Source organism: Kribbella sp. VKM Ac-2568 (assembly GCF_004345365.1).
Classification (GTDB): domain Bacteria; phylum Actinomycetota; class Actinomycetes; order Propionibacteriales; family Kribbellaceae; genus Kribbella; species Kribbella orskensis.
Window position 1 is genome coordinate 1 of the sequence record NZ_SLVF01000020.1, and the last position, 21,498, is coordinate 21,498.

Below are 21,498 nucleotides of genomic sequence, written 5' to 3' on the forward strand. Positions count from 1 at the left end.
GTGCGATACCAGCACCTTCCTACCCGAGATCTTGTTCAGCGCCGTACTGACGATCGTGACGTCCTCGGCGACGCTGTTGAGGCCGAGCTCGGGGGTCACGGTGCGGTAGCCGTCGTCCTTGAGTTGCCGGGCGACCTTGTCCCAACTGGTGCTGTCTGCCCAGGCGCCGTGGACGAGCACGATCGTCGGTTTGGTGGTCTGCGCCTCGGCGGGCATCGTCAGGGACACGGCGGCGATCAGGACGGCCAGTACGGCGGCCCCGAGCGCGGCGATTCTCCGGCGGCGGCCTGGGGGAGTGGCGGTCTTGTGCTTGGGATGGGCATGCATGAGGTCCTCCTAGTGCGTGGGTCCCTTGATGACGGGATGCCGCCACTCTGGGTGGGAAGGTCGGCCCTGGGCGCCTGGGTAGTCCCGGGTCAATGCCCGGGCCGGCCACCTGGGGCTCGGACCCGGGGGTGGCCGGGGTACTCACAGGCGCGCGCCCTCCTGCTCGGCCCTGACAGTTGAGCATGACCTGGACCCCCACCATTCAGTCCTGCGACTCCTACCTGGACGATCGCACCGGCAAGTACGAGTTCCGTGCCGTCCGGTACCGCGCTGCCGCCGACTGGCTGACAGCGAGCGGCCTCACCCACGACATGACGATCGTGGACGTCGGCGCGGGCATGACCGAACTGGACTACTGCCTGCGCGCGGAGTACGGGTGGCGGGGACGGTACATCCCCGTGGACGGCGGCATCGACGGTGTCAATCTGAACTACTGGACGCCACCGCGGGACGCGCACTTCTTCGTCGCCCTGGAGATCATCGAGCACCTGTCCAACTGGCGCGCCCTGATCGAGCGGATGCAGCGGAAGGCACTGATCGGAGTGGTCATGTCGACGCCGAATCCGCGCACCACGGACGTGATCGGGATGGACCCGACGCACATGGTCGAGGTGTACTCCAAGGATCTCGAGCCCTACGCGTTCAAGGTTTCGGAGGAGACGTTCTACGGGGGCGTATTTTCAGACGGTGAACCGGACGCGCTGTTCGCGACCTGGAGACGCTGAGTCGAGCGAGCTCCGCGACCCCTACCGCAGTTCCGCTGGGAGGACGAGTGATGTCGACCGACGATCGCCGGCCGCAGCCGATGCCCACTTCGGCGAGCGCGATGCTGGCCACCCTGACAGACGAGCGCTTCTCCGATCCGGAGTGGTTGTTCGAGCGGAAGTGGGACGGCGTGCGGTGCCTGGCGTTCCGTACCGCGTCCGGCGAGGTGCGACTGCGCACGCGCAACGACAAGCCGCTCGAAGGCACCTACCCCGAGATCGCCGAAGCGGTGGCGAGCGAGTGCGAGGTCGCCGCGGTGCTGGACGGCGAGGTCGTGGCGTTCGTCGGCCGGCGGACCAGTTTCGAGCGCCTGCAGGGCCGTTTGGGGCTGACCGATCCTGTCGCGTCAAGAGCAACCGGCATCGCTGTGTACTACTACGTGTTCGACGTGTTGCATCTCGACGGGTACGACGTTCGGGCCTTGCCGTTGCGGGAGCGCAAGCGCTTGCTCCGCGACGCCGTCCATTTCGCCGATCCGCTGCGATTCACGGCGCACCGCAACACCACGGGTGAGGAGGAGTTCCGCAAGGCTTGCGCGCGAGGTGACGAGGGCGTGATCGCGAAGCGGGCCGATTCGCCGTACGCCGCCGGGCGGTCGCACGACTGGCTGAAGTTCAAGTGCGTGCGTGACCAGGAACTGGTGATCGGCGGCTACACCGCACCGAAGGGCTCCCGGACCGAATTCGGCGCATTGCTCGTCGGCTACTTCGACGGCGCCGATTTCGTCTATGCCGGGAAGGTGGGTACCGGCTTCAACGTCTCGGTGCTCACCGACCTCCACGCGCGAATGCAGCGCCTCGAGCAGGAGCACTCGCCGTTCACTCGGGGGCGGGTTCGTGAGCGGGACGTGCACTGGGTCGAACCGCGGCTCGTGGCGCAGATCGGCTTCACCGAGTGGACCCGGGACGGCCTGCTCCGGCACCCGCGGTACACCGGGTTGCGCGATGACAAGAACGCGCTCGAGGTCGTGCGCGAAAGCTGATCGGTCGTTCCTCGGCGGCGATGCCGCGGTCGGAACCGGCTGCCGTTCTAGCCTCTGGGCCGGCACATCGCCTGGTCGATCGCGGTCATCGCGGCCATCACCGCGACGTCCGGATCGGGGTCGGCCAGGTTGTGCCAGACCTGGGGATCGCACGGGCGGCCGCCGAGATCCGGAGGTATGTTCGAGCTGTCCCAGACGGATCGCGCGGTCGCGCCGCTGGAGGCGAGTGGGATAACGCTCACACCGCGCTCGAGTGCCCATCGCACCTCGTCGCTGGTGCCGCTTCCCCCGCAGATGACAAGCAGCGCGCGGCAGTCGTCCAGGACGCTGCCGACGAGTTCTTCCCGCTCGAGGTCGGTGAAGATCGCGGTGCCGACGTGCGCGTCCATCAGTGGCGCTTGTGCTGCGGAATTCTTCCGGAAGTAGATGCGGAACCGGTCAGGCCGGTAGCGACCGTTGGCTCGGAGCAGCTCGGCGAGCCGGCTCGTGACGCCCCACCCCGCGGGTCCGCCGAGCGAGGCGAGCTGCCACGACGGAGGACGGGCGGTGAGCGCGACCGCGAGCTTGTCGTACCACGGTTTCAGCAGTGCCTTGTCGCCGCTCCCGCTGACGAACAGGCGTTCCGGGCGGGTGCGGGTGGTGATTGCCTGCAGCATCGGGGTGAGTTCGCTGAAGTCGCTGATCTCGCAGACGTGCACACCGCTGTTCTCCAGATCGCGGACCCGCAGTTCGTGGAGCTGGACCCCCTCGGGGTCGGCCGGTCGACGCAGGACGGTGAGGTGCCGGTCGGCGGCTGTGGTGTCGTAGCGGCGGGCAAGTCGCAGCAGGACCTCGATGTTGGGGTCGGCGAAGCTGAAACCGAGGAACAGCATGGTGCGGGTGAGGTACGACGCCCGCAGGAGTGCCCACATCCGGGGATGCGTGTCCTCGTACTGCTCGAAGTCGCTGCGGGTGATCACCGGTGCGGCGGTCCAGGTCGTCGGGGTATAGCGGCTGAGGCTGCCGTGCATCTTGATGATCGTCCGGCGCCCGGTGCCGATGTCGAGAGCGTCGTTGTCCTGCGCCGCGACGCTGGCATCGGCAGCCGCCGTTTCCAGCAGCGGATCGAAGTTGGTCGTCCAGATCTCGTCGATCGGAAGCTTCGCGATGAGGTGGTGACTCTCCGCCGGTGTCCGGTACGCCGACAGCTCGTTGCGCAGGTGATTCTCCAACGCCGGTCGCCGGCCAGGACCGTTCTGCTCGTAGTACTCGGCAAGCAACGGCAGATCCGCGAACTCACCCGCTACGCCGATCTCGGCGGCGAGCGGGCCCAGGAGGTCGCTCCAGGTCGGCAGTCCGGCCGCCGCTGACAGACCGGCGCCCACGAACAGCGAGGCGACGCCGGCATCGACAGCGCTGCCGAAGATCCCCACGAGCTCGTACCGGTCGATGGTCACCCGACCAGCGTGCCACGTCCGGCCCGCGCTCGTTCCGCACCGAGGATCTCAGAGATCGTCGTGCCACCGTTGTCGTGCCGCGGCTGTGAGACAATTCGGCGGAGGTTTCCCGTGACGTCACCCCAGCTGCCCACAGAACTCCGCGGCAGGCAGAGCGAGTGCGCGACCCTTGACGCCCTCGTGGCCGGCGTGCGCGCCGGCGCGAGCCAGGTGCTGGTATTGCGCGGCGAGGCAGGCGTCGGCAAGACGGCACTGTTGGATTACCTGGCGGGTGGGCTCGGGCCGGGTTGCCGGCTCGCACGAGCAGCAGGCATCGAGTCCGAGGTGGAGTTGCCCTTCTCCGGCCTGCACCAGTTGTGCGCGCCGATGCTGGACCGTCTCGATCGCCTGCCCGGGCCACAGCGTGATGCGCTGGCCACGGCGTTCGGGATACACGCCGGGCAGCCGCCGGACCGATTCCTGGTCGGACTGGCGGTTCTGAGCCTGCTCGCCGACGTGGCGGATGAGCAGCCGCTGGTGTGCGTGATCGACGACGCGCAGTGGTTCGACCCCATCTCGGTTCAGACACTCGCGTTCGTGGCACGTCGTCAGCTCGCCGATCCGGTCGCGCTGGTCTTCGCGATCCGAGGAGAGCACGAGGACAAGGAACTGACCGGGCAACCGACGATGGCCGTTCGGGGGCTGAGGGACGCCGATGCTCACGCGCTGCTCGACACCGTCCTGACCGGCGACGTCGACCATCGCGTGCGCGAGACGATCGTGGCCGAGAGCCGGGGCAACCCGTTGGCGCTGCTGGAACTGCCTCGCGGCCTTTCGAGAGCCGAGCTCAGTTTCGGGTTCGGTCTCGCGCACGCGGTGCCGTTGGAGACTCAGCTGGAGCAGGGTTTCTCGCAGCGCTGGAGGGCACTTCCCAGGCGGACCCGCCTGTTCCTGCTGGCAGCTGCCCTCGAGCCCGTCGGGGACCTGAGCCTGCTGAAACGAGCCCTGCAGCGACTCGATGTCGACTTCGCAGCCTCGCTGCCGGCGGTGCGGGTGGGCCTGATCGAGCTGGGCGCTCGGGTCCGGTTCCGGCACCCGTTGGTGCGATCCGCCGTTGCCCGAGCCGCGGAGCCGACCGACCTGCGAGCTGTCCATCTCGCTCTGGCCGAGGAGACCGATCCGGTGCTGGATCCCGCCCGACGGGCCTGGCACCGGGCGCACGCCGCAAGCGGACCTGATGAGGAGATCGCCGTCGAACTGGAGAGGTCCGCGGATCGGGCGCGGGCCCGGGGCGGTCTGGCGGCGCAGGCGGCATTTCTCGAACGTGCCATCGAACTGACCCAAGACCCGGCCCGGCGCCCTGCCCGCGTCCTCGCCACCGCCAGGGCCCGGCACCAATCCGGCTCGTCGGACGCGGCGCTGGCGCTTCTGGCGGGCATCGAGACCGCGCCGCTCGACGAGCCGACTCACGCCGAGGTGGAGGTTCTCCGGGCGCAGATAGCGTTCTTCTCCAGCCGTGGCCGCGATGCGCCGCCTCTGCTGCTGTCAGCCGCCCGGCGGATGGAAGCGTTGAACGGAACCGCTGCCCACGACATCTACCTCGACGCGTTGGCGGCAGGGCTACTGGTCGGACGTCTGGCCGGCGATGTCGGCGCCCGTGAGGTCGCCACGGCGGCCCGCGCGGCACCGCCATCGACTGCTCGGCCGACCGATCTCCTCCTCGACGGTCTGGCGTCGCTGATGACCGCTGGGTATGCGGAAGGCGTCCCACCAGTGCGGCGCGCCCTGAACGCCTGGCGCACCGACAAGGTGCCGACCCCCGATGCCCTTCGCTGGCTGTGGCTCGCCACCCACGCTGCCCACGACGTCTGGGATGACGAGAGCTGGGAGGTGTTCAGCACACGTCACCTCCGCCTTGCGCGCGAGGCTGGAGCGCTGGCCGTGCTGCCGATCGCGCTCAACAGCCGGATGGGTCTGCATTTCCTCGCCGGCGAGTTCGCAGCGGCTGCCGCGCTGATCGACGAGTTCGCAACGGTCAACGAGGTCATGGGCAATCACCTGCTGCCGTACGGCGCTCTGGCGCTCGCGGCGTGGCAGGGCCGGAAAGACATCGTCTCCGGGCTCAGCCGAACCACCCTTGCGGAGGCTGGGGCGCGAGGTGAGGGCATGGGGCTCACCATCGTCGATTACTCGACGGCTGTCCTCCACAACGGTCTGGGGCAGTACCAGGAAGCGATGAGAGCAGCTGAGCTAGGAGCCGGCTACCCCGACGAGCTCGGCTTCTCCACCTGGTCGCTGACAGAGCTCGTCGAGGCTGCTGCGCGGAGCGGCCATCCCGACCGCGCAGCGGCTGCACTCGAGTCGCTGACTCGGACCACGAGCGCCAGCGGCACCGAATGGGCACTCGGAATCGAAGCCCGAGCTCGCGCGCTGGTGAGCCAGGGCGACGCGGCCGAGGCCTACTACGCCGAGGCCGTAGAGCGGCTCGGCCGGACTCGCATGCGCGTCGAACACGCTCGCGCTCAGCTGCTGTACGGCGAGTGGTTGCGGCGGGAGAACCGTCGTCGCGATGCACGCAGCCACCTGAGGTCGGCGTACGACATGCTCACTGACATCGGCGCCGAAGGCTTCGCCGAACGAGCGCGTCGCGAACTGGTCGCCACCGGGGAGACGCTCCGCAGGCGATCCGTCGAGGCCCGGGAAGAATTCACGGCGCAGGAGGCGCAGATCGCGCGGCTCGCGGCGGAGGGTCGAACGAACCCCGAGATCGGTGCGGAGTTGTTCCTCAGCCCCCGCACGGTCGAGTGGCACCTCCACAAGGTCTTCGCGAAGCTCGGGATCGGCTCTCGCCGAGAACTCTCCAGCACCCTCCTCAACGCCTGAGGCGGGTCCGCTCGTCCTGGCTCATCGGCGGAGCTCGGGTTCGACGTACTCGAAGGTCGGGCCGGCGGTGCTGCCGTCTCCGTCGGGCATCTCCATCAGGCTCTGCGCCTGGGTCTTGAGCGCGTACATGGTGCGGATCGCGGGGCCGAGCGTCTTCGGCCAGCCGTTGAACGCCTGTTCCAGCGACTGGAGCAATGTGCAGTAGGTGTTGTTGAACTCTTGCTGGGCGGTGCGGATCGGGCTGTCCAGCGGGTGATCGGCCAGTCGCGGGTTGCGCCGCATCGGGCGGACACCGGCGAAGTCGACAACGACGGGTTCGCCCGTGGGGCCGGATTGCGGCGTGTCGCCGCGCCGGTAGCGCCGGCCCAGCTTGAGTTCCACGAACCGGTAGTAGTGCGCGACCTCGTCCCGGTCGGGGTGGAAGATGTCCTGGTCGCCGTCCCAGACCTCGCCGCGGCTGGTGCCCTCGCCCTGCTCGACGATCTCCTTCAGCGCCGCGAGGGCCGTATCGAGATCGTCGACCCGGTTCAGTCGTCCGGCGGTGTGGCTGAAGTGGTCTGCGATGACCTGGCGAGACGGGTCGCCGGAGAAGACCTCCCGCTCGCCGAGTTCAGCGCACAAGCGGCGTAGTGCCTGTTCGATCGCGTCGTAGAACTGCCCGATCGTCTCGTAGTGGTCGCCCTCGGCCGGAGCGCCGGGCGGTGCGGGCTGTTCCAGGCGGAGGAACATCTCGAGTGCTTCCGGTCCGAAAGGGACCAGTGACAACTGCAGCGAGGGGTCGCCGTGGGGGAGGCGGCGGGGGTGGTGGGGGAGCATCTCGGGTGTGTCGAGCCGGGGCCTCCCGCCGACCGCGTTCAGCAGGTTCGCGGCCAAGGCCAGATGGATCATCTCCTCGACGAAGACGCTGCTCACCACTTGAACGGCGTCCGGGTTCTGCTCCGGGTCGAGCGAGTAGAGCGCGCACAGGTAGGGCGGCAGGGTGGCGTGCTCCAGTTCGACCGCCCACTGCAGGTGCTCGCGAAGACTTTCGAGCGTCTCGATCCGTGCCCTCGGCGGTGCCACGGCGGTCCGTTGCTGTCCTGGGTCATTCATGAGTGCCTCACTTCGGCTGTCGACAGGGTCGTTGGGGTGCGGGCAGTTCAACTGTGCGAGCCGGGCAGGAGGGCACGCGCCCGTGAGTACCCCGGTCATCCCCGGGTCCGAGGTCCCGGTGGGTCATGGCTGGGTCCTTCGTCATCCGGGTCACTCAGTAGCTGACTTGACTGCTCTGTAGTCAGCTCCTACAGTTCAGAATATCAAACCTGGATATCAAACATCCAGGATCATGGTGGGAGCTGAGGAGAAGTCATGGCGATGAGGATCTTTCTGGCCGGCGCGTCCGGAGTGATCGGGCAGCGGTTGATTCCCCGGCTGGTTCAGCAGGGGCACGTGGTCGGCGCCATGACGCGCTCGGCCGGCAAGACGGAGCTGCTGCGCGATCTCGGTGCGCAAGCGATTCTTTGTGATGTCTTCGACCGGGAGACGCTGATCCAGGCAGTGGTCGACTTCCAGCCTCACGTCATCCTGAACCAGCTGACGGACCTGCCGGACGATGTGACGAAGATCGGCGACCACGTAGACCTGAACGCCCGGATCCGGACCGAGGGCAACCAGAACCTGATCGAGGCCGCGCGGAAGAGCGGGTCGCCGAAGATCCTGGCTCAGAGCGTCGCGTGGCAGTTGCCTGACGGACCTGACGCTCTGGCTGTTGCAGAGCTGGAGGCTTCGGTTCTCGCCGAGGGCGGGGTGGTGCTGAGCTACGGACAGTTCTACGGGCCCGGCACCTACAACGAGCAGGGACAGCCCGCGGAGCCCCGGGTCCACATCGACCGAGCCGCCGACCGGACGGTGGCGGTACTGGGCGAGCCGTCCGGCGTCGTCGTCATCATCGACTGAGGATCAGGTGTCCTGTGGCTCGGCCCAATCACCGTTGGCCACGATCGCGAGATCGTCGAGGTCGAGGTTCCTGCCGGATTCGGTGCGCGGACCGATCACCACAGGCTCGCCGGTACCTCGTTCCACCAGGCGCAGCGGCCCGCCTTCTTCTGCCTGCAGGTGCTTGTTGCCCCACTGCATGAGCGCGAAGACGGCGGGCAGCAGGTCACGGCCCCTGTCGGTCAGGTGGTACTCGTCGCGGGTGCGCTTGCCCGGCTCCCGGTAGGGCTGCTTGGTGAACAGTCCGAGCTCGGTGAGTTCCTTGAGCCGCGCCGCCACGATCGCATCGGTGACCCTCGTACGCCGGGCGAAGTCGTCGAACCGGGTCGTGCCGTAGAGGGCCTCGCGAAGGATCAGCATCGACGACCGGGTGCCGATGACATCCATCGCGAGCGCGATCGAGCAGATCTCCAGCCGCCACGTACTCCGATCGGCCAGCACACCTTCGAACGTGATCGCCATGACTTCATCCACCTCGTAACCGCAAGGAGCTTCTCGTGTCATCATCTCAGGTCTCCACCACGGCGCCGGCCAGCCGGCGCCGTCCGCTCCTGCCCGCCGGACTGGCGTTGGCGGGCGCGGCGATCACGTTCACGAGCCTGTACCTCGCGGCAGGTGCGCTGACGCCGTTGCTCGTGGTCTACAAGGAGCAGTGGAACTTTCCCCCTTCGCTTCTCACGGTGGCGTTCGCCGTCTACGCGATCGGTTTCCTCGCCGCGGTCCTGACCGTCGGGTCGCTGTCCGACCACATCGGCCGGCGCCCGGTTCTGATCGGCGCACTCATCGTTCAGGTCGCGTCGAACCTGCTGTTCCTCGTGGCCAGTGACATCGGCTGGGTGATCGCCGGTCGCATCGTGCAAGGCGTTGCCAGCGGCGCGGCGACAACTGCCTTCACCGCGGCGCTCGTCGAACTCTCTCCGCCCAGCCGGAAGAGACTGGGCATGATCCTCGGCAGCGTCGGCCTGACCGGTGGCCTCGGTTTCGGCTCCTTGCTGGCCGGCCTGGCGATCCAGCTCACGACCGCGGCGAACACCATCATCTTCGTCGTCCTCACCATCGTCACGATCCTCGGCACCGTCGTCGTCGCCCTGTCTCCCGAGAGTGTGACCCGCTCACCGGGTGCGCTCCGCTCGCTGATCCCGCGGATCGCCTTCCCGCCCGCCACCCGCCGGGAGTTCGCCGCGGCGGCGCCCGTCGTGGCCGCGGTCTGGATGCTCGCGGGACTCTCGGGTGGGATCGCGCCGAACATGGTTCGCAGCGTCTTCCATCTGAACAGCGGCCTGCTCAACGGCCTGGCCGGCTTCATCGCGCCGGCCACCTCGGCCGTCATCGGACTGGCGTTCGCCCGCGTCGACGCCCGGCGCGCGATGACCATCGGCATCTACGCGTCCATCATCGGGGCCATCGGCATCATCAGCGGCGTGTACGCCGGAAGCCTGGCCGTCATGATCCTCGGACAGGCCATCGCCGGTGTCGGCTTCGGCGCATCCTTCACCGCGGCCCTCCGCCTCATCTTCCCGCTCGCGGCGGAGCACCAACGCGCTGGAGTCGTCGGCGGGATCTACTTGGTCTCGTACGTCGCTCTCGGCCTCCCCATCGTCATCGAAGGGCAACTGACCGGCCCCCTCGGCGAGATCCCGGCAGTCACCTGGTACACCGCAGCGGCCATCCTCCTCGCCCTGATCAGCCTCATCGCCCAACTCCGCCTGAAGCGCAGTACCCCCAGTGTCAGTGGAACAACTAGCAGCTCCGTACTGCGAACCAGCGACGCGCGCACACCGGAGCGAGACGACATCCCCGCATGACCACCACCGACTGAGGTCGGCGAGCGCGGCCGGTACCCGGCGCATAAAGTTGCCAAAGGCAACGTCAGGTGGGCCCACCGGCGTGACAGTGGTTCGAACAGTTCACACGCACCTTGGCCTGGGCGACGAAGTCTCCTACGTCGTTCTGGACGCGGAGCAAATACTTGCCGTTGGGGATGCCGCCGAACTCGATGGGTTCGGCAGAGCGGGCGGGCACCGTCACGACGTAGTCGTAGTGGGTGTCGCCCCCGGTGATTGGGACCATGTAGTCCTTGGTCGTCTTGTTGGGGTTGCGCAGTTTGGCCACGACTCCGGCACCTTCGGCGGGGTAACACGTGACCCGTGCCTTGCCGAGTGCGGGCGGCCGGGAAGCCTGGGCCGACACGTGCTCGGTCGTCTGGGCTGCCGCGGGCGTGCCGCCCGCCGCGAGTAGACCTACCGCCATCGTCGAGACCAGCAGACCGCCGATGAGCGGACGTCGTCGTGTTGTCGTCATTGCTTTCGCAACAGAGATCGCCGCAAGTGCGAACGGTCTTCGAGGCTGATACATGTCAAGCTCCTGACGGTTGTCGCCGGCAACGCCGGCTACCAGTCTTGATGCGCGCGACATGCCGGAAGTTGCGAGCCGGCCGCTGTCATGAGCAGCAGGACCGCCGGACCACTTGGTGGAAGTCGGGCAGCACGGTCGGTGCATCTCGGCTACGGTGGATCGCGGTTGGCCGTTGGATATTCACGCGACCTCGTGCGAGGAGGAGAAGGTGTCGAAGCCGCTCAAGATCGCGGTACTGGGGTTCTGGCATGTTCATGCGAAGGACTACGCCCGGCAGACCCAGGAGCATCCCGGCACGGAGCTCGTCGCGGTGTGGGATGACGACCTGGCGCTGGGCGAGGCCGGTGCGGAGCAGTTCGGCGTTCCGTTCACCGCGGATCTCGAGGCACTGCTGGGCCGTGACGACCTCGATGGTGTCGTCATCAGCACGGCCACGAACGTTCATCGCGACCTGATGGTCAGGGCGGCGAAGGCGGGCAAGCACATCTTCACCGAGAAGGTGCTCGCGCCGACCGTGACCGAGGCGGAGGAGATCATCGCCGCGGCCGACGACAACGGCGTCAAGCTCGTAGTCTCCCTGCCCCGGCTCGCGCACGGCTACACGCAGGCGATCCGTGACGTGATCGGCGCCAGCGGGCTCGGACGGCTCACCTACGGCCGGGTCCGGCTCTCCCACGACGGGGCTGTTCCGCGGGATGGAAACGAAGGCTGGCTGCCCCAGCGCTTCTTCGACCGGGAGACCGCCATCGGTGGAGCCCTGACCGACCTCGGCTGCCATCCGGTCTACCTGATCCAGCTGTTCCTCGGCGCCGACCCCGAGACCGTCAGCGCGACCTATCGCTCCGTGAACGGTCGCGGCCTGGAGGACAACGCCGTCGTCACCGTCGGCTATCGCGACCAGAAGATCGGCGTGATCGAGGCAGGGTTCGCCAGCCGGAACCCCTTCACGATCGAGATCTTCGGCACCGACGGCAGCCTGACCTACACCGAGACAGGCAACGTACTGCGGGTCTCGGGGCCGGCGTTCGGCGGCAACGACCAGCAATTGCCGGTGCCGGAACATGGCAACGATCCCTTCGCCCAGTGGGTCGACCACATCACCAACGACACCCGGGCGGATGACAACCTGGCCCGGGCAGTGGAGCTGACCCGGATGGTTGCCGCTGCCAACGAATCCGCGGCGCAGGGCCGCTCTGTCCCGTACTCCGCGTCGGACGGCGTCTGACCTTCCCACCCTTCCTCACCACCCCAGGCAACCGAGGAGAAGACTGCTATGCCTCAGATCAAGGTCGGGCTCATCGGGGGTGGTGGCATCGCGGCCGCCCACATCCGTGGCTATCGGGAGCACGCCGAGAGGATCGGCATCACCGCCGTGGCCGACGCAGTGGAGCAGACGGCGGTGGACCGCGGCGGCGAGCTGGGCGCCACGCCGTACACCGACTATCACACTATGCTCGAAGCCGAGGACCTCGACGCGGTCGACATCTGCCTGCCCCACCACCTGCACAGGGACGCGATCGTCGCCGCTGCCCAGGCCGGCAAGCACATCTTGTGCGAGAAGCCGCTCTGCCTCACCGCGGACGAAGCGGCGGACGTCCGGGCGGCAGTGCGGACCAACGACGTGACGCTCATGTGCGCGCACAACCAGCTGTTCCTGCCGGCCGTGGCCAAGGCGAAGGAGTTGCTGGACGCCGGAACCATCGGCGCCGTCTACGAGGTCCGGACCACCGACAGTTTCTACAACAACTTCGATCCGGCCAACATGGGCTGGCGCGCGAGCAGCAAGACGAGCGGTGGTGGCGAGCTGATCGACACCGGGTACCACCCGACGTACCTGATGCTGCACCTCGCCGGCGGCTCCCCGGTCGAGGCCACGGCGATGTTGTCGACCCACCGGCTGAAGTTCATGGAGGGCGAGGATTCCGCGCAGGTGCTGATCAGGTTCGACAACGGCGTCGTCGGCCAGCTCGTGACCAGCTGGGCCTACCAGCCCGCCGCCGTCACCGAGCGCTTCTCTGTCGTCGGGGAGCTCGGATCCCTGCACAGCAACGGCAACTCGCTGACCTACCAGCTCCGGTCCGGTGAGACCGACACCTTCGACCTGGAGCCGGTCGACACCTTCGTCGCCGAGGTCGGTCACTTCGCCGATTCCCTGATCAACAAGACCCGTCCGCTGCATACGGACGAGGAGGGCATCGCAGTACTCGGGATCCTCCTGGCCGCCTATGAAGGCGCGCGGACGAAGACCATCGCCCCTGTCCTCCAGACCTAGTGTCCCGCCGACCAGATCCTCGACACCCTCGCCGCATCCTGCCGGCGAATTGCCGACTCACGACACCAGGCACTCGCGAACTCGAAGGTGCTCAGCAGCTGACGGGCTCGCGTGACATCAGGAGGTCTTGTGGCGGGCGCCGCCCTCAAGGTGGACTGTCTCGCCGGAGATGAAGCCCGCGCGGAGTAGCCACATCACCGTGTCGACGACGTCGTCGGACTCGCCGTACCGTCCGACCAGCGTTCCAGCGGCACTCTTGCTCAGCAAGCCGGCCTTGCCGTCGCCCAACCGGTCCCAGGCACCCGAGTCGACGACACCGGGCGAGATGGCGTTGACCCGCACCGGGGCGAGGTCCGCCGCGAGATGGCGAGCGACGTACTCGACCGCACCGTTGGTCACCCCCTTGACCAGCGAGCCTGGTCCCGGCCGCCACCCGACGACCCCGGAGAACAACACGATCGACCCGTTCGGCCGCAGCACCGGCGCGAAGTGCTTGGCGACCAGCATCGGTCCGATCACCTTCGCCGTGAACGCGGCGATCAGCTTGTCGTGATCCAGTTCGACAGCCCGAACGTCGTGCGGCGCCGAACCGGTCGTCACGATGTGGTCGATCCCATCCGTGAGCCGCGTGGCCGCGGCGGCCATCGTCGTCTCGTCCTGCAGATCGATTCGCACCGCGGTCGCGTCGATCCCGGCCGCCAGCGCCTCGGCGGCAGCCAGATCACGTGCACCGATCACCACCTCGTACCCGTCGTTCACCGCACGCCGCGCGACTGCCGCCCCCAGCGCCCGTGCACCGCCGATGACCAGGATCCGTTCCACTTTCGTCACTCCCTCTCGTAGGATGGATCTCACGGTATGGATTTGATACCGGTATCTTCAACGGAACTGGGAGCACCCATGGGCAAGGCGTACAACGTGATGGCGGCGACCTGTCCGAGCCGAACCGTGCTCCACCGCATCGGCGCCCGCTGGACCGTGTTCGTCGTCAACGCCCTCGCCGACGGCCCCCGCCGCTTCACCGACCTCAAAGCACACATCCAAGGCATCACCCCGAAGGTCCTGACCGAGACCCTCCGCTCCCTCGAAGTCGACGGCCTGATCAGCCGGCACGAGTACGCCGAAAACCCGCCACATGTCGAATACGCCCTGACACCACTAGGACGCTCCCTCCTGGTCCCGCTCCGCGCCGTACGACTCTGGGCCGAACAACACGTCCCCGACATCGAAGCCGCCCGGGCCCGTCACGAGGACCAGACGTACGCCGACACGGTGTGAATGGGCGAGTCATGCTGGGCGCGCGGCTCAACCTGGTCGAACGCTGGTTCGCCGAACTCACCAACCGCAGACTCCGCCGCTCCGCCCACCGCAGCATCACCGAACTCGAAGCCGACGTCCGCCAATGGAGCTTGATCAGCTTGTACGGCGACACGGGGGTGGCCAGCGAGTTCAGGTCACCGTCGTAGCGGACCCGGCTCCGATCGATCAGGATCACTCGCCGGCACAACGACGCCACATCGGCCATGTAGTGGCTGGTGAGCAGAACCGTCGCGCCGGTTCGGACCGCGTAGTCCGCGACGAATCGGCGTAGCGCGGCCGCCGCGGACACGTCGAGTCCGAGCGTCGGCTCGTCCAGGAACAGCACCTTCGGCCGGTACACCAGGGTCGTGGCGAGCCCGGCCCGCATCCGTTCGCCCAGACTCAGGGCGCGCACCTGCCGGTCCAGCAACGACTCGAGGCCGAGCATGCCGACCAGTTCGGCGACGTTGGCGCGGAAGTCGGCGTGCGATACCTCGTACAGAAGCTGTTGGTAGCGCAAGGAGTCCATCACCGTCAGTTCGGCGGGACCACCGATAGGTTGGCTGCCTCGGACGAGGGCGATCTTCTTGAGGTAGTCGTGCTGCCGTCGCCAGGGCACAAAGCCGAGCACCCGGGCTTCACCGACAGTCGGATGCAAGATGCCGGACAGGATCTTCATCGTCGTGGTCTTCCCTGCGCCATTGGGACCGATGAACCCGACGACCTCGCCGGCATGGAGATCGAAGGACACCTCGGCTACCGCTTCGATCTCCCGGTACTCGCGTTTCACCGCCGAACGCCACGCCGCCCGCAGCCCTGCCTCCCGCACCGGCGCGCGGTACGTCATACCGAGTCGTCGCACCGAAACAACTGGTCCGGACTCACTGTCGGTGACCCCATCTGTCCTCATAGGCTCAAACTAGGAGCTTCATGCAAGCTGAAGGGTTAGGGAGATCGCTTGTGCCAGATGACGCTTCAGGCGCTGCCAAAAGCCTGCGCCGTAGGTCAAACCCCCGGACGCAGCTGCGGCCGATCGACCTGGCCCGGATGGCCGGCCTCGGCGTCACCCAGATCCGCACGTACGAGCGGGTCGGCTTCCTGCCGGCGGCAGAGCGTCGGGCCAACGGTTACCGCCGCTACTCGGCCGACCACGTCGAGGCACTCCGGGTCTCGAGGATCTTGATCGACGGCTACGGCTGGCAGGGCGCCCTCGAGGTCATGCGCGCCGTTCATCTCGGCGATCGCCCGACCGCCTTTGCCCTCGTCAACTCGCGGCATGCGGCACTCGACAGCCAACGCATCCGGATCGCCGCGGCCCTCGAGGCCACCGACGCGGTACTGCGCCGATCCAGGCAGGTCTCGCAGGCGCGCGGCCGAGCGGCGGTCCGAATCAAGGCAGCCGCAAGGACCGTCGGCGTGAGACCTTCCGCCGTGCGCTTCTGGGAACGTCAGGGACTGCTCCACCCCACACGTGAGCCGTCGACCGAATACCGCCTGTACGACGCCGAGCAACTCGGCCGGCTCAATGTGATCGCTCTGCTCCGAGATGTCGGCTACCGCTTCGACGCGATCCGCCAGGTCCTCGACGAGCTGGCCGGTGGCCGCCCCGACCAGATCCGGCACGCCCTCGACGAACGGCTCGAGACACTGAACCAGACGACCTGGTTATGCATCACCGCCACCAGCGCCTTGCGCAACTACCTGGATTAGGCACTGCCCGACGCCGGTCGAAATCGTTAGGCTGGCCAAGACACTCTGGGCCGCCCCACACCGATCAAACGGAGGCACGGAATGGGAACGATCACGACCAGCGACGGCATCGAGATCTTCTTCAAGGATTGGGGAAGCGGCCAGCCGATCGTCTTCAGTCACGGATGGCCGCTATCGGCCGACGACTGGGACAACCAGATGCTGTTCTTCCTGCAGCAGGGGTATCGCGTCGTCGCTCATGACCGTCGTGGTCACGGCCGGTCCACGCAGACCGCCGACGGCCACGACATGGACCACTACGCGGACGACCTGGCTGCTGTCGTCGAGCATCTCGACCTGCACGAGGCCATCCACGTCGGCCACTCGACCGGTGGCGGGGAGGTCACTCACTACCTGGCCCGGCACGGCGAGAGCCGGGCCGTCAAAGCCGCGCTGATCAGCGCGGTGCCACCGCTGATGCTGAAGACCGACGCCAACCCGGACGGCCTGCCGAAGGAGGTCTTCGACGATCTGCAGGCACAACTGGCCGCGAACCGCTCGGAGTTCTACCGCGCGTTGCCGACCGGGCCGTTCTACGGGTACAACCGGCCGGGCGTCGAGTCGTCCGAGGCGATCATCGCGAACTGGTGGCGCCAGGGCATGATGGGCGGCGCGAAGGCCCACTACGACGGCATCGTCGCCTTCTCCCAGACCGATTTCACCGAAGACCTGAAGAAGATCACCATCCCGGTGCTGGTGATCCACAGTGAGGACGACCAGATCGTGCCTTACATCGCAGCAGGCCCCCGATCGGCGGAGCTCCTGGCGAACGGGACCCTCAAGACCTACAAGGACTTCCCGCACGGCATGCCGACCACCCAGGCTGACGCCGTCAACGCCGACCTGCTCGCCTTCTTCCAGTCCTGACAGGCAGGCTCCAGTCCTGACCGGCTGTATCCAGCCCTGACGAACCCTTTGGCACGGGACACTGGTCCCCGCTGGCCGAGTCGTTCGAAGGGGTGTTCGTGGTGATCACCGGGGCAAGCTTCCCCACGCCGGATTTCATCAAGGTGTCGCCGAATCCTGACGTGTGGGATCAGCATGCGCGCTTCGCCGAGATCCAGGCGGACGGGGCGAACCGGGCGCTGGCCCGGCTGGACGTACCGCTCGACGACGTGTCGACGGTCGACGGCCGGGCCCAGGCGTTCCCGCACAGGACGGCTTCGACCAGCACGTGGGGACCAAGCAGCAACTGCTGAGCGGCGCCGGGCCATCGGAATTCAAGAAGCGTTGGTCAGCGGGCCACAGCAGGCGTCATAGCCAGCAGGTCTGCCAGGCCGAAGGCGGGTCCGGCCGCGGGCAGGGTCGGCTCCCAGTCCGATTCCAGGCTCAGGTAGCTCGCCGGGTCGGCGCGGAGCAGCCCGATCAGGACCTCTGCCACGATCTGGCCGCCGACCGGGCCCAGCCGGTCTCCGCCACCGCGGTGCTCGGACTCCTTGAGGATGTAGAACCAAAGCGGGGTGCCGTGCGGCCAGGCCTGTTCCAGTTCGTCGGAGGTCAGCGGCGCCGCGCCGACGAGCCGGGCGATCGCCTCACCGCTGGGCAGCCCGGTGGTCTCGCCGCGCAGCAGGTCGCGGACCGCCAGGGAGCGGTAGGAGTTGTTGTCGACCGCGCCGGTGACCTGCTCGGGAAGTCCGATGAGGCTGGCGGCGAGCCGGCCGTCGAGCCGTTTGGCGCGCTGCGCGGGCGGGTGTCCGGGCACATCGAAAACCTGTGTGAGATCCAGGCGCCGGTCAGCGGACAGTGGGCCGAACCCGACCAGGTCGGGGAAGAGCGGCACGGCCGGACCGCCCTCGACCAGTCGGTAGGTGTGCCGGATCTGGCCGTGGCCGTAGCGGTACGCCGCGTCGGCGAACTCCAGCGGGATGTACGCCTCCAACGGCCCCGGCGCGTACCAGCGGCCGCCCTCGGTGAGCACCTGCTCCGTCAGAGGAGCCCCGACCAGCCGGGGCAGGAAGTCGTGGACCACGATCCACTGGTAGTGCCAGGTGAGGGTGATCCGGGCCCGGTCGAAGACCTCGGGCTCGGACACCCCCTTCTCGCGCAGCAGGTCGACGATGCGGTTGTGCGCGTGCAGCAGGGCGACGTGCAGTGTCAGCGAGAACAGGTGCACGTCGTTGCGGGGGTCGCCGATCAGGGCCACTCCCTGCTGGTTGCGCGGTACGTCGCCGCCGTCGGGGCCGAGCAGGAACTTCGCCGGGTCGGCGAGGTCGAACAGGTACGGCGAGCCGATCGGGCCGTCGGAATAGACGATCTCCAGGTTGAGCTTCGGCACGCGGGCGTTGCGCAGCGCCTCGGAACTGACGCCGCCGGCGATGGGCGAGCGATCGGCGGTGATGTCGTGGGCGATCAACTGGCCGAAGAACGGCCAGCCGGCGGCCTCGGTGGCGTCGTCGCCGGCGGCTACCTCGTCCAGGACCGCGGCGGCGTCGCAGATACCGCCGTCGCCGCCGGCACGCATCAGCAGTCCGGGATCCGTGCCCAGCGGGTCCAGCCCCGGGAACATGCGCCCGTAGCGGGCCGCCCCGGTCGGCCGGTCCACAGCCCGTACGGCGCTGAGGCAATGGTCACGCGCGGCAGGGTGGCTGCCATGCGAGTGTCGCGGGGCCGTGGTTGACGCTTCTGGCACTGAATGACCTCCGGTGAGACTGGGGATGCACCTGCTAGGACCGGGTAACCACGCGGTTTGTGACAGGTCCTCCTAGCCGGTGAGACCGGGATCGGCCGGCGCGGCCTCGGCGGCCGGTGGGCGGAGCTGCCGTCGGGAGGTGATGCCCAGCTTGGTGAAGACCTTGCGCAGATGCCACTCGACCGTGTGCTGGCTGAGGAACATCTGGGCTCCGATCTGGGCATTCGTCAGGCCGGCGCCGGCGAGCTCGGCGATCTGTGCCTCCTGCGCGGTCAAGCTGTCACCGGCCCGGCGTGCGCGCTCGTCGATGACCTCACCGGTGGCGGCGAGCTCACGGCGCGCGCGGTCGGCGAACGCGTCGGCACCAGCCGCGGAGAGGATGTCGTACGCCGTCCGCAGCTCGCCGCGGGCATCCTGGCGCCGACCCTCCCGGCGGAGCCACTCGCCATAGACCAGGTGCGCCCGGGCGAGATCCATCCGGATGCGCGTCCGGCCGAGTCGTTCGATGGCCTCCAGATACTCGGACTCGGCCGCCGGGCCGGTCGCCAGCAGGGCTCTCGAGCGAGCGAGCTGGCCTAGCGCCCAGTCCGTGCCGCTGGCCTGCGCCATCTCGGTCAGCCGGTCGAAGCCGTCAGCCGCCAGCTCGGGCCGCCCGCTCCGCGCTGCCGCCTCGACCAGCTCTGGCAGCGCCCAGTCGGCGACACCGAAGTCTTTCGGATCCACGATGGCGGCTCTGGCCGCCGCCAGCGCCTCCTGGTACCTGGAGAGGCTGATCATGAGCACGGAGTTCGCCCAGTGGGTGAAGGACAACCCAGCGCCTTCGCCCCGCGCCGTGACGTCGTCGATGGTCGCGGCGATCAGAGGGCCGGCCTCGTCCGGATTGCCACGCCAGACGGCAACGGCGATGGCGCCGTACGGTGCCAGGCCGATCCCGGTCGCCTCCGCGATCGTCCGGATCTCCCCGACCAGCGAGGATGCCGTCGCGAACTCTCCGGCGAACAGATCCAGCAGGACCCGGGAGTTCATCACCAGCGGGAGCTCGGTGAGATCGCCCAGCTCGCGGGCGATCCTGAGGTGCCGCGCGGTGAGGACGTCCCAGTTCTCGTCGTCCCACAGATCGACGGCGGTGCGCGATGCCAGCCAGAGCCAGCGCAGATCGCTCTGCTCCGCCAGCTCCTCGTCCGAGAACCGCCGGAGCGCCTTCTTGGCCAGGGGTACCGCCGCCGGATAGCCGTCGGTGAAGAGCACAGCCACGGTTTCCAGCAGTAGATCGTGCTTGCGAGGTGTCTTCGGCTGCGGGGCCGCACGGGCTGCTCGCGCCACTTCGGTCTGCGGGGAACTGGGGGCGAGGCGCCCGGCGAACATCGAGGCCGCGATCGCGTCGAGGTAAGTGTCGCGGGCGAGTTCGAGGTCGAGCGGTTCGAGCCGGCGGGCTGCGTCCAGGAGCAGGTGAGCGCCTTCCACGCTGTGACCGGAGGCGAACGCGATCTGCGCGCGCAGGAGATTCACGTGGGCCCGGTGCAGGGGGTCCGCCGGCCCCTCGTCGGCGGTGACGAGCAGTCTCAGTGCGGTGTCGAAAGCGCCGGCGTGGAGGGTGGCCCGGGCGGCGGCCAGGGCGCGGGCAGCCCGCTCGGCCGGGTCCGGGGTGAGCTCGGTCGCCCGCTGGAGGAAGGCCGCCGTGGCCGCGACACCGCCGCGGCGTTGTGCCCGGTCGGCGGAGCTGACCAGCTCGCCGGCGACGTCCTCATCCGGACCGTCGGCTCCGTGGGCGCGATGCCAGGCGCGCCGGTCGGGATCGAGGCCCGGATCGATCGCCTCGGCGAGGGCCAGGTGTACTTCGCGGCGGTCGGCCGAGGCCTTCGTTCGATACGTCGCCGACCGCACCAGGGGATGCCGGAACCGGACTCGTGCACCGAGTTCGATCAGGCCGGCCGCTTCGGCAGGTGCTGCCGCGCTGACCGGGACACCCAGGATCGTGAGAGCACGGAGCAGGAGCGGTACGTCGCCGACCGACTCGGCCGCGGCGGTCAGCAACAACCGCTGCGTCTGCGGCGGGAGCGACTGCACCCGTTGCGCGAAGTTCTGCTCGATCTGGCTTGCCAGCGGTCGGGTGGCCGGCCGCTCGAACCCATCCGCCAGCTGGACCGTCGTCAGTCCCCGCGGTAGCTCCAGCAGCGCCAGCGGATTGCCGCGTGTCTCCGCCACGATCCGGTCCCTGATGTGGACGTCGAGCCGCCCGGGGACCACGGCATCGAGCAGGGCCCCGGCATGCTCGTCCGCCAGGCCGCCGACGACCAGATCCTGGAAACCTCGCCACTGGGGACCGGCCGCGGGCTCCCGGACGGCGAAAACCATGGCGATGCGCTCGGCGAACAGACGCCGGCCGACGAAGGCCAGTGTCTGCGCCGAAGCCTGGTCCAGCCACTGCGCATCGTCGATGACGCACAGCAGCGGCTGCCGGCCGGACGCCTCCGCCAGCAGACTCAGCGCCGCCACGCCGATCAGGAACCTGTCCGGCGGGCCCCCGACACTCTCGGCGAACGCGACCGCAAGCGCCTCGCGCTGCAGTCGCGGCAGGCGATCGCCGAGGTCGAGCATCGGAGCGCACAACTGGTGCAGGCCGGCGAAAGGGAGTTCCATCTCGGACTCGAACCCAGCCGCGCGGGCAACCCGGATGCCGTCGGCCTGTCCGACCAGGTAGTCGAGCAGAGCGGACTTTCCGATACCTGCCTCACCGCGGACGATCAGGACCTGACCCCGGCCCGAGCGCACGTCGGCCACCAGACGGTCCAGCCGCGCGCACTCCGCTCGCCGACCGCGAAGCTGCGCCCCGCCACCAATCGTCATC

20 protein-coding genes and 1 pseudogene are annotated in these 21,498 nt (G+C 68.3%); 12 read left to right on the forward strand and 9 right to left on the reverse strand.

The features are described from left to right. A partial coding sequence (locus EV648_RS39120) for an esterase/lipase family protein (RefSeq protein WP_370452767.1) occupies nt 1-327 on the reverse strand: 327 nt, incomplete at its 3' end. Nucleotides 328-509: 182 nt separating this feature from the next. Here EV648_RS39120 and EV648_RS39125 point away from each other — a divergent pair. Together EV648_RS39125 and ligD are read left to right on the forward strand one after the other, a co-directional pair. Continuing rightward, nucleotides 510-1,052 carry a hypothetical protein gene (locus EV648_RS39125; RefSeq protein ID WP_132300985.1) on the forward strand — a complete coding sequence of 181 codons (543 nt, stop codon included), beginning with the start codon at nt 510-512 and terminating at the stop codon, nt 1,050-1,052. Between the two features lie 50 nt (nt 1,053-1,102). Continuing rightward, nucleotides 1,103-2,074 (forward strand): non-homologous end-joining DNA ligase, encoded by a 972-nt coding sequence (ligD, locus tag EV648_RS39130; protein WP_132300987.1) that lies wholly within the window; start codon nt 1,103-1,105, stop codon nt 2,072-2,074. Between the two features lie 47 nt (nt 2,075-2,121). On the opposite strand, the gene EV648_RS39135 is transcribed toward ligD, so the two are convergent. Continuing rightward, a complete protein-coding gene (locus EV648_RS39135; RefSeq protein ID WP_132300989.1) occupies nt 2,122-3,510 on the reverse strand; it encodes an SIR2 family protein in 1,389 nt (462 codons plus the stop codon). Between the two features lie 111 nt (nt 3,511-3,621). On the opposite strand from EV648_RS39135, the gene EV648_RS39140 reads away from it, so the two are divergent. Then, entirely contained in the window at nt 3,622-6,372 is a 2,751-nt protein-coding gene (locus EV648_RS39140; protein ID WP_132300991.1) for an AAA family ATPase, read from the forward strand. Nucleotides 6,373-6,393: 21 nt separating this feature from the next. On the opposite strand, the gene EV648_RS39145 is transcribed toward EV648_RS39140, so the two are convergent. Further along, on the reverse strand, nt 6,394-7,464 hold the full coding sequence (locus tag EV648_RS39145; RefSeq protein ID WP_132300993.1) for a ferritin-like protein: 1,071 nt from the start codon (nt 7,462-7,464) through the stop codon (nt 6,394-6,396). A 255-nt stretch (nt 7,465-7,719) separates the two neighbouring features. Here EV648_RS39145 and EV648_RS39150 point away from each other — a divergent pair, with 255 nt between their 5' ends. After that, complete coding sequence (locus EV648_RS39150; RefSeq protein ID WP_206751960.1) at nt 7,720-8,307, forward strand: SDR family oxidoreductase; 588 nt, start codon at nt 7,720-7,722, stop codon at nt 8,305-8,307. A gap of 3 nt (nt 8,308-8,310) precedes the next feature. On the opposite strand, the gene EV648_RS39155 is transcribed toward EV648_RS39150, so the two are convergent. Then, complete coding sequence (locus tag EV648_RS39155) at nt 8,311-8,808, reverse strand: helix-turn-helix domain-containing protein (protein WP_132300997.1); 498 nt, start codon at nt 8,806-8,808, stop codon at nt 8,311-8,313. A 35-nt stretch (nt 8,809-8,843) separates the two neighbouring features. On the opposite strand from EV648_RS39155, the gene EV648_RS39160 reads away from it, so the two are divergent. Continuing rightward, entirely contained in the window at nt 8,844-10,151 is a 1,308-nt protein-coding gene (locus EV648_RS39160) for an MFS transporter (protein ID WP_132300999.1), read from the forward strand. Between the two features lie 64 nt (nt 10,152-10,215). Here EV648_RS39160 and EV648_RS39165 read toward each other — a convergent pair whose 3' ends face one another. Beyond that, nucleotides 10,216-10,647, reverse strand: a complete 432-nt coding sequence (locus EV648_RS39165) for a hypothetical protein (RefSeq protein WP_132301001.1) — start codon at nt 10,645-10,647, stop codon at nt 10,216-10,218. 262 nt (nt 10,648-10,909) lie between these two features. Between EV648_RS39165 and EV648_RS39170 the strand changes: the two genes are divergently transcribed. After that, nucleotides 10,910-11,926 carry a Gfo/Idh/MocA family protein gene (locus tag EV648_RS39170; RefSeq protein WP_132301003.1) on the forward strand — a complete coding sequence of 339 codons (1,017 nt, stop codon included), beginning with the start codon at nt 10,910-10,912 and terminating at the stop codon, nt 11,924-11,926. A 48-nt stretch (nt 11,927-11,974) separates the two neighbouring features. Next, nucleotides 11,975-12,973: a Gfo/Idh/MocA family protein gene (locus EV648_RS39175; RefSeq protein ID WP_132301005.1), complete on the forward strand. Its 999-nt coding sequence runs from the start codon at nt 11,975-11,977 to the stop codon at nt 12,971-12,973. A gap of 117 nt (nt 12,974-13,090) precedes the next feature. On the opposite strand, the gene EV648_RS39180 is transcribed toward EV648_RS39175, so the two are convergent. Continuing rightward, complete coding sequence (locus EV648_RS39180; RefSeq protein WP_132301007.1) at nt 13,091-13,804, reverse strand: SDR family oxidoreductase; 714 nt, start codon at nt 13,802-13,804, stop codon at nt 13,091-13,093. A 69-nt stretch (nt 13,805-13,873) separates the two neighbouring features. Between EV648_RS39180 and EV648_RS39185 the strand changes: the two genes are divergently transcribed. Together EV648_RS39185 and EV648_RS39190 are read left to right on the forward strand one after the other, a co-directional pair. Then, nucleotides 13,874-14,251 carry a helix-turn-helix domain-containing protein gene (locus EV648_RS39185; RefSeq protein WP_132195838.1) on the forward strand — a complete coding sequence of 126 codons (378 nt, stop codon included), beginning with the start codon at nt 13,874-13,876 and terminating at the stop codon, nt 14,249-14,251. Next, nucleotides 14,248-14,439 (forward strand): hypothetical protein, encoded by a 192-nt coding sequence (locus EV648_RS39190; RefSeq protein ID WP_132301009.1) that lies wholly within the window; start codon nt 14,248-14,250, stop codon nt 14,437-14,439. Before EV648_RS39185 ends, EV648_RS39190 begins: the two co-directional genes overlap by 4 nt. A gap of 74 nt (nt 14,440-14,513) precedes the next feature. Here the strand turns inward: EV648_RS39190 and EV648_RS39195 are convergent. Further along, nucleotides 14,514-15,182 (reverse strand): annotated as a pseudogene (locus EV648_RS39195) (ATP-binding cassette domain-containing protein); the annotation flags it as partial. A 50-nt stretch (nt 15,183-15,232) separates the two neighbouring features. On the opposite strand from EV648_RS39195, the gene EV648_RS39200 reads away from it, so the two are divergent. The 3 genes from EV648_RS39200 to EV648_RS39210 all read left to right on the forward strand — a co-directional run bounded on the left by EV648_RS39200 (nt 15,233) and on the right by EV648_RS39210 (nt 17,220). Next, complete coding sequence (locus EV648_RS39200; protein WP_158294191.1) at nt 15,233-15,982, forward strand: MerR family transcriptional regulator; 750 nt, start codon at nt 15,233-15,235, stop codon at nt 15,980-15,982. An 81-nt stretch (nt 15,983-16,063) separates the two neighbouring features. After that, on the forward strand, nt 16,064-16,888 hold the full coding sequence (locus EV648_RS39205) for an alpha/beta fold hydrolase (protein WP_132301013.1): 825 nt from the start codon (nt 16,064-16,066) through the stop codon (nt 16,886-16,888). 101 nt (nt 16,889-16,989) lie between these two features. Further along, nucleotides 16,990-17,220 (forward strand): hypothetical protein, encoded by a 231-nt coding sequence (locus EV648_RS39210; protein ID WP_132301015.1) that lies wholly within the window; start codon nt 16,990-16,992, stop codon nt 17,218-17,220. Between the two features lie 35 nt (nt 17,221-17,255). Here EV648_RS39210 and EV648_RS39215 read toward each other — a convergent pair whose 3' ends face one another. Together EV648_RS39215 and EV648_RS39220 are read right to left on the reverse strand one after the other, a co-directional pair. After that, complete coding sequence (locus EV648_RS39215; RefSeq protein ID WP_199235071.1) at nt 17,256-18,563, reverse strand: peroxidase family protein; 1,308 nt, start codon at nt 18,561-18,563, stop codon at nt 17,256-17,258. A 159-nt stretch (nt 18,564-18,722) separates the two neighbouring features. Beyond that, nucleotides 18,723-21,497: an AAA family ATPase gene (locus EV648_RS39220; protein ID WP_132301019.1), complete on the reverse strand. Its 2,775-nt coding sequence runs from the start codon at nt 21,495-21,497 to the stop codon at nt 18,723-18,725. Nucleotide 21,498: the final 1 nt, after the last annotated feature.